This is a genomic window from Variovorax saccharolyticus, assembly GCF_030316765.1.
Taxonomy (GTDB): domain Bacteria; phylum Pseudomonadota; class Gammaproteobacteria; order Burkholderiales; family Burkholderiaceae_C; genus Variovorax; species Variovorax saccharolyticus.
In genome coordinates this window covers 1-13,193 of record NZ_JASZYT010000016.1, presented here as the reverse complement: position 1 = coordinate 13,193, position 13,193 = coordinate 1, and the positions used below count along the sequence as shown (strand labels likewise).

The window sequence follows — 13,193 nt, the reverse complement described above, 5'->3', positions numbered from 1 at the left end:
AAAGCGGTCGCATTCGCAGCCAAGACACTGGCAACTGGTTCTGGCCCGGCTTTCGACGAATGCTTGGCTAATCCAATTTTCTATTGCTCGACTTTGGGCTTGTCAGGGATCCCAGCCACCCGCGCAGCAGTCACGCGCCGCTCACGCAGGGCCGCGGCGCGATCGCCGAATGTCGAGCCGAACCATCCGCTCCCTATGCGAGGAATCTTCGACTGCAGCACTGCCGCCTCCTTCCGCGCTTCGGGCAGGCGATCGAGTTCGACCAGGGCGGCGATCCGGTCCTGGCGACAACGCCAGAAGTCCGGCGCCCGCGTCAGGCAGTCATCTGCCACGCGGATTGCTTCTTCGAAGCGTCGATTCGCCCATAGCGCGGTGGCATAGAAAGCCGGAAGGTACGCAGGTGGTAGCGGATTTCGGTTCATTGCCTGCTCTAGGTTGCCGAGAGCGGGTTCGATCTGGCCGAGTTGAAGATGTGCCGCGCCAACGACGTAAAAGCATTCAGCATCGTTCGGACTGAGTCGGCATGCCTGCTGCGCGGCGGCCAGTGCGCCATCAAGGTCACCTGTCCGACTCAGCGCCTGCGACAAAGCGACATAGGCGATCGGAAGGCCCGGCTGCAGTTCGATCGCACGTCTGATTTGGTGCAGCGCTTCGTCGATGCGCCGCTCGTCCCACTCGCCAGTCAGATGCAGACCAATGTCGACTGTGTTTGCAATGCCGAGAAAGGCCCAGGCGGGTGCGTAGTCGGGGTCGATCGCGATGGCCTCGGTTAGATAGCGCCGCGAATCGCGAATGCCCTGCGCGTTGTACCTCAACAGCCTGGCCCTTCCATGCGCCACCAACACATAGGCGTCCAACGTCTTCGGCGGCTGCGCAATCGCACGCTGCTGCTCGGTCCCGGCCACCTTAGCCTGCAGCGTGCCGGCGATTCGGCCTGCCAGCGCCAGCTGGGCGGCGCCGAGCGTGGCCCGATCGACGATTTCGGAGGTAGACCAGACCACCCGACTCTCCTGACTGTCAAGCAATTCAATACCCATCCGCAACTGCTCGCCTTCGCGCCGCACCGTTCCGTCCACGATGTGGCGGCTGCTCAGGCGCCTGCCTACCTCCGCCAACGGCGTCTTGCCGTCGGCAAACTGGAAGCTTGACTGGCTCGAGACGACGCGCAAGTTGGGGCTGCGCGCCAACTCGGACACCAAGTCCGCCGCCACGTTGCGGGCGATCACCGCGCTGTCGGGGTCACCGGGCGGGCCCTTGAATGCGATCACTGCGATTGAAGGCAGTCCACTGGGATCGCCCACTGCCCTGGACGCTTCTGTCTGAACGCGCGCCTGCCACAAGGCCGCCGCGCCCAGAAGGATTGTGACGCTGCCGAGTACCAGCCAACGGTGCGCGAGACTCGATGAAGCGCTCGGAACCCCGGCGCGCCGCGTCAGGGTTTCATCCGCCATGGTGGCCGCCACCAGCAGGTAGCCCCGGCGCGGCACCGTCTTGACCATGCGATGGCCTGTGTCGCCGATGGCGCGACGCACGTCGCCGATCGCTTGGACGAGCGAGTCGTCGGTAACAACGACCCCCGGCCAGACAGCGGCCATCAGCTCATCTTTGGTGACCAGCCGGCCCGCGCTTTGCGCGAGGTGACGCAAGACCTGAAACGCCTGCGGCCGAAGCTCCACCGGCCGACCGGCAGCGTCCAGGAGGGCCTGCTGGGCGAGGTCGACGACGAAGCCAGCGACTTGCAGGCGCGTCGGTGTGACGATGGAATCCTGTATGGCTCGATCCACGGCGAAGCCTCTGCGCAGGAACGCGCGTGCACCATTCTGCGCGCGGCACACCTCGATTTAGTCTGATTTCGTCCGTTTTCGTCCTGCGATCGGGACTTTCCCCGCGCGCGGATCGATGGTGCGAGATCGTCAACCTCCGAGGCTCGCCATGCCCTTCCCGCGTCACGCCATTCTTGCCCTGGCCCTTTCTGGCGAGGTCGCCATTGCCGCACCCTCGTTGATCATCGTCAACGCCCACGTCTTCACCGCCGACCCGGCGCAGCCCCGGGCCGAAGCCGTGGCGGTCGAGGACGGGTTGTTCAGTGCCGTCGGCGGCAATGCCCAGATTCGCGCGCTGGCAAGTCCCGCCACGCGCGTCATCGACGCAGGCGGCAGACTCGCCACCCCGGGCCTGATCGAAACCCATGTCCACCTCGGCAGCACGCTGCCTTCTGCGCCGCTGCTCATGCCAGGTCTGCCCTTTCCCGGACCGACGCCCGAACAGGCACTTGCCGCCGTCGCCGCCGCGGCAAGAACGTCTGGGGACTGGATCAGCGCCTGGATCGGCCCGCTCGTTGCCCGCGACCAGCGCAACTGGCGGGTGGCGCTTGACGCCGTCGCGCCCAACCGGCCGGTGCTGCTACGCGGCTTTTGGGGCCACACGGCAATCGTCAACAGCGCCGCTCTGTTGCGGATCGGAATCGCCGAGGACGTCGCGGATCCGATCGGCGGCCATTGGAGGCGTGACGCCGCCGGACGCCTCAACGGCCGCGCGGACGAGGGCGCGTCACCCGTTCCCGAGATCGGCGCAACGCCGAATGACCCAGCCAAGCTCGCGCCGTCGTTCCAGGCCGCGGCACAGCGCTATGCGCGCTGGGGGGTGACCAGCATCCACCTGATGAACAGCGGCAAGACGCTCGAGGTCACGCTGGACACGCTGGCGAAGGCAGAGACACCGCAGAAGTGGACGGTCTATTCATGGGCGACCGGTGCCGTACCCAGCATTGCCGGCGCGTGGTCTGCAATGGACGCCGCGCCGAAGACATTGCCGCTACGGGTGCGCATCGATGGCCCGAAATGGATGCTCGACGGTACCCCTATCGAGCAGAACGCGCTGCGGCGCGAACCGTACGCCGGGCGCCCGGACTGGCGCGGTCGCTCGAATCACAGCGACGCGCAGCTGCGCGAGATCCTGCAGACTGCGTTGCGTCGCCCCGGGCAGGTGTCGCTGCATGTCGTCGGCGATGCCGAAACCGATCGTGTTTTCGCCATGATGGAATCGCTGGCCTCCGCGGACGCGTGGCGGGAAAAGAGGGTTCGAATCGAGCACGGCGACGGTATCCGCGACGACACGCTTGCGCAGGCGGCGCGGCTGGGCGTCGTCGTCATCCAGAACCCGACACACTTTCCGCCCGCCGGCGCACCGCGACGTCCTGCAGAACCACACTCGATGCTGAAGAGCCTACTGGCAGCCGGGGTGCCGATCGCGCTGGGATCGGACGCAGGTGCCGAGGAAGCCAACCCTTTCCTCAACATCATGCTGGCCACCACCTACGCCGCATTTCCGCCCGAGGCCCTGTCGCGCGAGCAAGCCTTGCTCGCCTATACGGCCGGTGCGGCCTACGCTGAGAAGCAAGAGCGCAGCAAGGGACGCATCGGGGTGGGCATGGCGGCCGACTTGGCGCTGCTGTCGCAGGACATCCTGAGCGTTCCTCTGGCGGCACTGCCCGCCACGAGAAGCCTGCTGACGTTGGTGGACGGCGACATCGTGTTCGAGGATCCGACCTTGACAGATACGTCCTCGCCCAAGTGACTTGGAATGGGTGCCATCGGTGCCGCATACAACGAATGAGACCAGAAACAAGTTGTCAAGAAGGTCATGTGAATTCATCGCCTGGTCCCAATCCCATGCGCCCCTTGGATGCCGGCATATGCTGGCACGAGGATTGCGATTGCGGCCTTCTTCACGCATCAAAAAAGCGCGCGGGGAGGTGGTCGACCGCCTGCTCATGGCCGACAGATCCATGTCGGGATCCAAGCTCGAAAGCGTGCTCCAGACTGCTGCGGCCGATCGAATTTCTGGGGCGAACGACGGCGACCTTTGAAAGGACCATGGCCGATCGATCGCCCAAAGATTGTCGAAGACATATGCGATGTCAGACATGTGGTACGCGCCGGAGAACTCGCTGTTGCGCTCCGGGGGGCGCGATCGAATGCATGGACATAGACGGGCCCGACGCCTGTCCTGGCATGCTCGCGCGCCCAGACAAGGGCGCCCCAGTGGATCCTGTCGCTGAGGCTGTCGACCATGGCATTCCAGGCCTCTGCATCGGTGCGGTGGAATAGAGCGTCAGGAAGTCCTCGCTGCGCTCGCCGTAGAGCTGGCGTGCCCACCGGCGAAGGCTGGCCACAGTCATGGTCCCGCCCGGCATCCGCGTCGTGCATCTTCGGATGGGCGTGTCGTGCCCGACCCGTAGCGGCGAGATCTACAAGGCCCCTGCGAAAAAATGACTAATAAATGAGAAGCATTTGCATTTAATGTATGATCCACGCATCGAAAGGTCCGACGCACTCTCGTTCCTTTCCGCCGCTTTCATCGTGGGGCGACCCGGGACCTCCAAGTCTCCAAGGTCGTTTTTTGCTAGCCACCGGTCTCCGGCCAGCCATGCATTTTTTTCCACGCAAGTGCCTGCCATCCCCGCATTCTTCTCTTCACTTTCCTCTGCCCAACCGGTCGCATGGCGCACGCGAGCAAACTCAAAGACACGGGATTGAAGGCGACGCTGCCAAGGATGAAGGTGCTTGAACTGTTCGAGCGCAGCGCCCAGCGCCACCTCGCGGCCGAGGACGTGTACCGCCAGATGCTCAGCGTGGGCACGGATCTCGGCCTGGCCACCGTCTACCGGGTCCTCGCGCAGTTCGAGCAGGCGGGGCTGCTCAAGAAAAGTCAGCTCGGTGCAGGCAGGGCGGTCTACGAACTCAACGATGAGCAGCACCACGGCCACCTGGTATCGCTGGTGGATGGCACGGTCCACGAATTCTTCGATCCGCAAATCGAAGAACGGCTCACGGCGATCGCACTGGAGCAGGGCTTCGAATTGACCGACTATGTCGTGACGGTGTTCGGACGACCACGCTGAACGCCACGCCGGACCCGACCCTGGACTTTGGCCGTGCCCCAGCTGGTGCGCGCCCACGTCAGTTGCGGCTACGACCATCTCGAGCAGACGTCACATCCCGCGTGCGACCACCTGGGGTCGAAACTGTCCTTACCAAGACGGGGCGAGTCGAGGTGCTGATGCTCGATACCGACGTCAACAACTACAACAAGTTTGCCGCCGCAGTTGTCGCGAAGTTTGGCACGCCACCGACCCAGTGATCGGTGGAACGCAACGGGTTCGGCGTCGAGTTCGACCAAGTCACCCCCGCGTGGAAGGATGCGAGCGGCGCGCTCATGGTCATGCGCAAGCGCAAGCGCAACGGGAAGACAGACACCTCCGGGCTTGCCGCGATCTCTGCCGATCGCCTGCACAACCTCCAGAAGAAAAAGCAGGTCAAGCCAGGAAATCTCTGAAATCCTCGCGTCGAACTGGCGGCGCCGTTCGTCAGGCGGCCCGCCAGCCATCTGCAATGTTCAGTGCGCCGCAATAAAGGCCATGACCGCCGCGTTGAAGCCCTGCGGGTTCGCTCTAGGCGTCCCATGGGAAGAGTTCTTCACAACCTCTCGCGTGGCTCGGGGCAGGCAGACCTGAACGCTGTCGAGGATCGCCTTGAACGTTCCTGGCGTCCTCTCGCCCTCCAGGAGCAGGACCGGCATAGCGAGCCGCTTGACCTCGCCGCACGAGAGCGGGGGCCACGACGCAGTGTCCTTCTCGCCGGCCGTAAGCGTCCAGGCATTTGCGCGAAGCGAACTTTTGATTGCCTCCGGAAGTGTCTTCCAGGCGCCGGGGCCGCTCACGTAGTCGATGAAAATTTCTAGGCCGGCATCGGTTTGGCCCGCCTTGAGTCTCTCGGTAATCGCTGGCATGGCAACCGCTCGGCGCTGCACGAGCGCGGGATCTTCGGGCGAGAAAGCCGGCATGCCCGCTCCACCCTCCGCAAACGTGAGCGTTCGGACCATGCCAGGATTCTTGCTCGCAGCATAGAGCGCAACCGTACCCCCACGTGAGTGGCCCACAAGATGCACTGGACCGGCGTTCAGCTGCTTGATGAATTCCATCAGATCGTCGACATGCTGGTTAAGGCTGAATTCCCCGTCGCCGCGCCATGGCTCAGGGTAGTAGCGCCGCAGACTGACGGCAATCGTTCGGTACTTGCCGGAGAAGGGCTCCATCTGCGCCGAGAAGTAGCGGTAGTCAACCGCGGCGCCATGAACAAATATCACGGGCACCCCTGAACCTTGCTCGACGTATGCCATTTCATAGCCATTGACCTGTACGGCCTTGACGCCGGCGGGTAGCTCCCAGGTCCGAGCAATCGGCGTGGGTGTCGATTGACATCCAAGGACCAAGGCTGCGACCGACAGGATCTTTAGTGCGCGCATACGTGCCCCCATGCCTGGGCCGATCGGCTTTTAGCAGTCTGGCGCGCGGAACGGCCCTTACGCGCAGCTAGTCTGATGGCTTTCCTGCGACGCCTATTGTCTCGCTGCTTGCCAGGGAGGTGGCAACGGCATTCGATGCGATGGCAATCCGGTGTGATCAGTGCTCGCCGGCGGATCTACCGCGGACCCGGATGATCCCTTCCGCTCTCGGATGCACTTCGGATGCGGAACTGAACCGACTACGGACCTGCTTCGCGTTCGGACTTGATCCGCCTGCGGAGATGTCTGCGCGTCCGGGACCGGTGCGCATGCGAGGTTGCTGCGTGACCGAGTTGCTGCGCCTCCCGGATTGCTTCCGCGCGCGGGAATCGGGGCAGGGCGCCTCGCCGGCGAGATGGTGCTGGAACGGAATTGGGTGCCGGTCCGGGGTTGGGGTGTTCGCGCCGGCGCGGAGCCCGTTTGGTCTGGATCTCGCATCCCTGGACGAGTCTCGTCACGCCGGCCGTGTCGATCGCCGACAAGCCCAAATGCTGTGGGGGGCATGGCTTACCAACAGGTGAGCGACATGATCAAGTCCACTGGCATCGCGTCGCGATATTTCCCCTCGATCGGCCGGTCCGGTTCGGCGGTGCGAGCCTTCGCCGTGCGCGGTGAACGATCGAGCGACCGGGAAGCGCCAGGACGAGTTCCACCGCGACACCCGGCGGTGCGGATCCACTGCGGGCAGTGCGACGGTGAGGCCGCGTCCAAACGGGCCAGCGTGAAGTCCAGCATTCCTCCGGTCAGGCGCTGCGCTCGCCGGGCGGCACACGTGACCTGCCCCTGCACGCTCGGGCTGGTTGCAAGCGCAGTCGCGCCAGTACGGCTGCCTAGCGAAGAGGTGATCGCCCCAACGGCAGAAGGGCAGCGGGACGACTGCTCTTCATGGGCGATCAGCAAGGCGCTCCGACCCCGCCGAGGCCGCCGGCGCCCGCCGCATCCGCCACTGCGACTGGCCTGACCGGCGTTGGCGGCGTCACCGATGCAGGTGCAGCGCCAGACGCGTCGCCGCGGGCGGGACATGCCGTTGTCAGAGGGCGGCCAATGGCTAGTTCGGGTCAGCAGCAACAGGAGGTCCCCCACTCGGTGCGCCCTGTTGCCTTGAGAGGCTGCGGTTACAGTGTGAGATTGTTGGATCAACCCAGTCGTTCGCATCGATCGACTTCTTGGAGGACCCATGGCTCAACCGCATGTTTCTCGTTGGGGCCTTGTGGCCTGCGCAGTGATGCTCGCGGGTTGCGCCACCCGCCCGGTCAACCCACCCATTTCGCAAGCGAATCCCAGCAGCGGCTATCGCTTTGAAACGCGCCAGGCCGACGTCAAGGACAAGGACGCCCTCGTCATCCTCGCGTTCTCCGGCGGCGGCACGCGCGCGGCCGCCTTCTCGTACGGCGCGCTCGAATACCTGCGGCGCACCGAGATCGTCACGCCGAAAGGGAGGGGCCGGCTGATCGACCAGGTTGACATCATCACGGGCGTATCGGGCGGCAGCTTCACCGCGCTGGCCTATGGTCTCTACGGTGACAAGCTGTTCGACGACTACGAGCAGCGCTTTCTGAAGCGCGACGTGCAGGGCGCCATCATTTCGCGCTCGCTGAATCCCGGCAACTGGGCCAGACTGTCGTCGACCGCGTGGGGCCGTTCCGAGCTTGCGGCCGAGTTGTACGACGAGGTCCTCTTCAACAACGCCACCTTCGGCGATTTGAATCGGGGCAAAGGGCCGCTCATCCTGGCCTCCGCGACCGACATTTCAAGCGGCGCCCGCGTGGTCTTCCAGCAGGGCACGTTCGACGTGCTGTGCTCGGACCTGAACGCCGTGCCCTTGTCGCGCGCCGCCGCCGCCTCGTCGGCGGTGCCGGTGGTGCTATCGCCGGTCACGCTCAACAATTACGGTGGCACCTGCAACATGACACCGCCCGCCTGGGTGAAGCGATTCGTCGACACCGACAATCCCCCGCGTCCAGCCGCGCGCGCGATCCGCTCGCTCAAGTCGCTGGCCGATTTCGAAGACAGCGCCAAGCGACCTTACGTCCATCTCGTGGACGGCGGCGTGTCGGACAACGTGGGCATGCGCGGCGTGCTGGATTCGCTGGAGATCCTCGAAGCGATGCAGGAAGCCGGCGTGCCGACGCAACTCGACAGTGCGAAGCGGATCGTGGTCTTCATCGTCAATTCGCTCTCCGTGCCGCCGACGACATGGGACGAATCCGAATCGCCGCCGGGTAGCGTGGAGATCCTGCTCAAGTCGAGCGGCGTGCCCATTGACCGCTACTCGTTCGAGGCGGTCGAGTTGCTGAGGGACATGGCCGCTCGCTGGAACACGATGCGAAAGATTCGGACCTCGGCGGCGATGGCGGGCAACAAGGACCCGGCCGTCGCGGCCATCACCCGCGGTCCGGATGCCGAGATCTACGCCATCGACGTGTCGTTCGCCGCGCTCAAGGACAAGGGGGAGCTGGCCTATCTCAACCAGCAGCCGACCACGTTCGTGCTGCCGGACGAGGCCGTCGATCGGCTGCGCGCTGCTGCAGGAACCGTCATGGCGGATTCTCCCGAGTTCAAGCGCCTTCTCAGGGACGTCGGGGGCACGCTGGTTCCGGCGCCGGCCGCGGCCCCCTAGACTCGTTGCGAGACGGTCGTCGGTCCGGTTCGAGTGGGGTCTTCCTGGACCGCTCTAGGGGAGGTCTCGAGCGTCCTTGAATCGCGGTGAGTCGCCTGGGCGCCGTCCGGCTTGCCGCCAAGCCTTCGGAAGATCAGGACCATGGCTTCCTCTGCGACGAGCATGGTGACAATCACGGCGATCAGCGCGACGATCCCGTTGAATGCACCCTCGAAACGGACCTTGTCTCCGAAGGCGAAGCTGAGCGCTTCGAGGATCACGAACTTCGAGCCAAACAGCACCAGCCACGCAAAGAAGAACCGAAGGAATGTCATGAGGCCGCCGGATCTTGCCTTGAAGACGGCCGCGACCCTGTTCTCGACGGCGATCGTGAGCTGCAAGAGCACCTGCAGCAGAACGGCCGCCAGCAACGAGATGGTGAACGAGTCGATCGTCACGTTGTCCGAATACTCGACGAACAGATTCAGAACCACGAGGTCGATGAGGATCGCCGTGAAGTAGCGAACGAAAAGACGCTGCCGGTTCGAGGGTGCCGCTACCGGACGCTGCATGAGCGCTTCACTGGTCATTGCTTGATTCCTTTGGAAGTTGGATTGGCCCATCGGCTCACCTCGAGCGTCCTGCCAAGCCGCGGCCGAGTCTAAGCGCTCCATGCACCAGGCCAAGGACGGACGGCACGACTCCGGCTTCACGGTCCCGCGTTGGGGGAGGCCGGGAGGCCGCATTTCCGAGATACGATCGCCCGCTGTACGGGAACAGTCCCTTCGGATGAGGAAGCATGCGATGCCTATACCCCATGAGGTCGATGTCGACCTCGAACAGCGCCTGTCCAGGAAGCTGCTCGATGTCTTCATCCGGGCCGGCCTGATCCTGGCCTTGACGCTGCTGTGCTACAGGATCTTTTCGCCGTTCCTGTCATTGATGGTCTGGGCGTTGATCCTGGCCGTCACCCTTTATCCGCTGCACCAGAAGCTCGCCCGGAGCCTCGGGGGCAAGCAAGGGCTCGCGGCCACGCTGCTGGTGCTTGCCGGCATCGTGCTGATCGTTGCGCCCACCGGCGTGCTGCTGGCCTCCATGGGCGATTCGGTCCATGAACTGATCGCCAGCGTGCGCGACGGTACCCTGCGGGTTCCCGTGCCCCCACCCGGCGTGGCCGAGTGGCCGGTTGTCGGGAACGCGATCCACGGCCTGTGGTCGCAGGCCCATGAAGATCTGCCGAGTGTCGTCCAGCGCATGCAGCCCCAGATCGGAGACCTGGCCCGGACCGCACTGGAGATGGTGGCGAACATCGCCGGCACGGTGCTGCTGTTCCTGGCGTCATTCATCATCGCCGGGATCATCATGGCCTTCGGCCAGTCCGGCGCCGCGAGCACCCGGAGGATCTTCGACCGCATCGTGGGGCCGCTGCGCGGTGAAGGCTTTGCAAGACTTTCGACCGCCACCATCCGCGCGGTGGCCCTTGGCGTCCTCGGTGTCGCCTTCATTCAAGCCATCGTGGTCGGCCTCGTCATGATCGTCGCCGGGGTTCCGTTCGCAGGCGTCCTGGCCATGGTCGTGCTGGTGCTGGGTGTCGCGCAGGCGCCCGCGGTCATCGTCACCCTGCCGGTCATCGCCTGGATCTGGATGAGCGGCGAGTACGGCACCGCGTCGGCCGTCCTCTTCAGCGTGCTGCTGTTCGTGGCGGGAATGCTCGACAACGTGCTGAAGCCACTGCTGCTGGGCCGCGGTGTCGATGCGCCGATGCCGGTCATCCTGCTGGGAGCGCTGGGCGGCCTGGCAAGCGCCGGCATCGTCGGGATGTTCGTCGGCGCGACCCTGTTGGCCCTGGGTTATCAGATCTTCATGTGGTGGGTTGCGACCTCGCCGGATGCCGTGCAACCCGAAAGTGCCCCGCGACGTGTCGACTGAGCCCGCGAGCGGCCGGTCGATGGTCAGGTCCGGCCTGTTGGGGTTGGCGCTGATGGGCGCTTTGCTGCTCGGAGCCTGCACGACCGTGGGACCTGATTTCCAGCGTCCCGCAGTGCCCTGGCTGCCCGACTGGAAGGGCGGCTCGCTCGACGAGGCCATCGCCGCAGGCCCGCGGCCGGCAAGCGCCGGGCAACTGCAGGTCTGGTGGCGGACCTTCAACGACCCCGTGCTCGATCAGCTGATCGCCGAGGCCCAGCGTGTGAATCCCGGCGTACGCACCGCCGGCATGCGCATCATGGAAGCGCGTGCGCAACTCGGGATCGCAGGCAGCACGCTGTATCCCCAGGTGCAGCAGGCCACCGGCGAACTGTTGAACGTCGGCACGCGGCGAGCTGGAGGGCCGGACAGCAGCGCTGCATCGTTCGGCCTGGGAGCGCGCATCAGCTGGGAACTCGACTTCTGGGGCAAGTTCCGGCGCAGCATCGAAGCCGCGGACGCCGGCTACCTCGCCAGCATCGCGCAGTACGACGACGTGCAGGTGCTGATGGCGGCGCAGGTGGCGGGGCTCTACGCGGCGATTCGCACCACAGAGGCACGCCTGCGGATCGCCCGCGAGAACGCCGCTCTCCAGAGGCGCAGCCTCGACATTACCGAACTGCTGTTCAAGAGCGGCGGCGATTCCGAGCTGGATGTGCAACAGGCCAAGGCCCAGTACCTGGGCACACTGGCCACGATTCCTCAGCTGGAGATCGCCCTGCGCCAGAACCAGAATGCGCTGAGCACCTTGCTGGCCCGCCCGCCCGGTCCGCTGCCCGCGATGGAAACCGGCCGGGAAGTCATCCCGAAGGCCGAACTGGAGGTCATCGTGGACCTGCCGGCTGATCTGCTGCGCCGCCGGCCCGACGTCAGGGCCGTGGAGATGCAGTTGGCCGCCCAGTCCGCCCTGATTGGCGTGAGCACCGCCGACCTGTATCCGGCGATCTCGCTGCTGGGATCGCTCGGCTTGTCGGCCACATCCGTGAACGGCTCGCCCAATGTCCTCAGCTGGGCCGTTGGGCCGAGTCTGGTCTGGAACGTCTTCGACCATGGCCGGCTGACGGACACCGTGCTGGTCCAGGATGCCCGGTTCCAGCAGATCTATGAACAGTATCAGGGTGTCGTCCTCAGCGCGGCGCGCGAGGTCGACGACGCGGCCGTGAGCTTCGCCCGGACGAAGGAGCAGATCGTGCTGCTCGCTGAATCGGTGAAGGCCGCGCGGCGCTCGCTCGACATCGCGACGCTCCAGTATCGGGAAGGACTGACCGACTTCCAGCGCGTCCTCGACTCCCAGCGGACTTTCTTCAGCCAGCAGGAGTTGCTTGTGGCCAACCAAGGCAGCCTGGCGCAGAGCCTGATCGCCCTTTACAAGGCCATGGGCGGCGGTTGGGAAGGGGCCCGCAGCCGGCCCGTGCTGGATGATGCGACCCGCGAGACCATGGGCTTGCGCAACGACTGGAAAGACCTGCTGGCCGCCCCCCTGCCCGCGCCCGGCCCCGACGCGACACCCACCTCTGCTGGAACCCCACGACCATGAGTCCAGAACCTGTCCCCGCGGCACCATCGACGCCGCCTGCCGCCGAGGCCGCCGTGTCGCCGATGCCGCCCGGCAAAGGCAAGGGCGCCCGCCTGGGTGCCTTCATCGTGCTGGCACTGATCCTTATCAGCCTGCTCTGGTACTTCGTCTCGGACCGACTGACCCCCTACACCAACCAGGCCCGGGTGCAGGCCTTCGTGTTGCCGGTGGCGGCCGAGGTCACGGGCAAGGTTCTGAAGGTGTACGTCAAGAACAATGACGACGTGCAAGGCGGCGCCCCGCTGTTCGACATCGACCCGAGCTCGTACCGCATCGCGCTGCAGCGCAGCCGTTCGGACTACGAGTCGGTGCGGCGTTCGGTGAATGCGTCCACCTCCGGCGTGGAGGCGGCGAGGGCCAGCCTGCAGGCGGCCGTGGCCAACCATGTCTATGCCCGCCAGGATGCAAGCCGGCTGGAGCAGATCTTCAAGGAGGACCCCGGGGCGATCTCGGTTCGCCGCGTAGAAACCGCGCAGGCCAGCCTCATCAAGGCGCAGAGCCAGGTGAAGGCGGCGGAGGCCGACCTGCGACGCGCCCAGGAGACCGCGGGTGACAGCGGTGAAGCCAACGCGCAGTTGATCAGTGCCCGCTCGGCGGTCGAGAAGGCCGAACTCGACCTCCAGCGCACCCGCGTGGTCGCACCCGCCCGCGGCCGGGTCACCGACCTGCGCACGGATGCCGGCCAGTTCGCGCAGGCCGGCACGCCCG

The 13,193-nt window shown here is 65.4% G+C and carries 10 protein-coding genes; 7 read left to right on the top strand and 3 right to left on the bottom strand.

Annotation, left to right across the window (positions count from 1 at the left end; genetic code table 11):
* Window positions 1–80: 80 nt before the first annotated feature.
* Entirely contained in the window at window positions 81–1,784 is a 1,704-nt protein-coding gene (locus QTI45_RS32530; RefSeq protein ID WP_286657306.1) for a winged helix-turn-helix domain-containing tetratricopeptide repeat protein, read from the bottom strand.
* Window positions 1,785–1,932: 148 nt separating this feature from the next.
* Here QTI45_RS32530 and QTI45_RS32525 point away from each other — a divergent pair, with 148 nt between their 5' ends.
* From QTI45_RS32525 to QTI45_RS32515, 3 genes are all read left to right on the top strand, one after another.
* Window positions 1,933–3,576 (top strand): amidohydrolase, encoded by a 1,644-nt coding sequence (locus QTI45_RS32525; RefSeq protein WP_286657305.1) that lies wholly within the window; start codon window positions 1,933–1,935, stop codon window positions 3,574–3,576.
* A 925-nt stretch (window positions 3,577–4,501) separates the two neighbouring features.
* Window positions 4,502–4,903, top strand: coding sequence for a ferric uptake regulation protein (locus QTI45_RS32520; protein ID WP_286373159.1), 402 nt, complete (start codon window positions 4,502–4,504; stop codon window positions 4,901–4,903).
* A gap of 242 nt (window positions 4,904–5,145) precedes the next feature.
* The gene (locus QTI45_RS32515; RefSeq protein ID WP_286373158.1) at window positions 5,146–5,337 is read left to right on the top strand and encodes a hypothetical protein; all 192 of its coding nucleotides are present in this window, start codon (window positions 5,146–5,148) and stop codon (window positions 5,335–5,337) included.
* A gap of 60 nt (window positions 5,338–5,397) precedes the next feature.
* Here the strand turns inward: QTI45_RS32515 and QTI45_RS32510 are convergent, their stop codons facing one another.
* Window positions 5,398–6,306 carry an alpha/beta fold hydrolase gene (locus QTI45_RS32510; RefSeq protein ID WP_286657304.1) on the bottom strand — a complete coding sequence of 303 codons (909 nt, stop codon included), beginning with the start codon at window positions 6,304–6,306 and terminating at the stop codon, window positions 5,398–5,400.
* 1,216 nt (window positions 6,307–7,522) lie between these two features.
* Between QTI45_RS32510 and QTI45_RS32505 the strand changes: the two genes are divergently transcribed.
* A complete protein-coding gene (locus QTI45_RS32505) occupies window positions 7,523–8,965 on the top strand; it encodes a patatin-like phospholipase family protein (RefSeq protein WP_286657303.1) in 1,443 nt (480 codons plus the stop codon).
* Here QTI45_RS32505 and QTI45_RS32500 read toward each other — a convergent pair.
* On the bottom strand, window positions 8,962–9,534 hold the full coding sequence (locus QTI45_RS32500; protein ID WP_286373155.1) for a hypothetical protein: 573 nt from the start codon (window positions 9,532–9,534) through the stop codon (window positions 8,962–8,964). The genes QTI45_RS32505 and QTI45_RS32500 overlap by 4 nt on opposite strands.
* Before the next feature lie 82 nt (window positions 9,535–9,616).
* On the opposite strand from QTI45_RS32500, the gene QTI45_RS32495 reads away from it, so the two are divergent.
* From QTI45_RS32495 to QTI45_RS32485, 3 genes are all read left to right on the top strand, one after another.
* The gene (locus QTI45_RS32495) at window positions 9,617–10,873 is read left to right on the top strand and encodes an AI-2E family transporter (RefSeq protein ID WP_286657302.1); all 1,257 of its coding nucleotides are present in this window, start codon (window positions 9,617–9,619) and stop codon (window positions 10,871–10,873) included.
* Window positions 10,851–12,446 carry an efflux transporter outer membrane subunit gene (locus QTI45_RS32490; protein WP_353621364.1) on the top strand — a complete coding sequence of 532 codons (1,596 nt, stop codon included), beginning with the start codon at window positions 10,851–10,853 and terminating at the stop codon, window positions 12,444–12,446. Before QTI45_RS32495 ends, QTI45_RS32490 begins: the two co-directional genes overlap by 23 nt.
* The coding region (locus QTI45_RS32485; RefSeq protein WP_286657301.1) for an HlyD family secretion protein at window positions 12,443–13,193 on the top strand (751 nt) is incomplete at its 3' end. The genes QTI45_RS32490 and QTI45_RS32485, both read left to right, overlap by 4 nt.

Coding starts and splice junctions, on each gene's coding strand:
- QTI45_RS32525 (WP_286657305.1), top strand. CDS start 1,933: ATGCCCTTCCCGCGTCACGCCATTCTTGCCCTGGCCCTTTCTGGCGAG.
- QTI45_RS32520 (WP_286373159.1), top strand. CDS start 4,502: ATGGCGCACGCGAGCAAACTCAAAGACACGGGATTGAAGGCGACGCTG.
- QTI45_RS32510 (WP_286657304.1), bottom strand. CDS start 6,306: ATGCGCGCACTAAAGATCCTGTCGGTCGCAGCCTTGGTCCTTGGATGT.
- QTI45_RS32505 (WP_286657303.1), top strand. CDS start 7,523: ATGGCTCAACCGCATGTTTCTCGTTGGGGCCTTGTGGCCTGCGCAGTG.
- QTI45_RS32500 (WP_286373155.1), bottom strand. CDS start 9,534: ATGACCAGTGAAGCGCTCATGCAGCGTCCGGTAGCGGCACCCTCGAAC.
- QTI45_RS32495 (WP_286657302.1), top strand. CDS start 9,617: ATGCACCAGGCCAAGGACGGACGGCACGACTCCGGCTTCACGGTCCCG.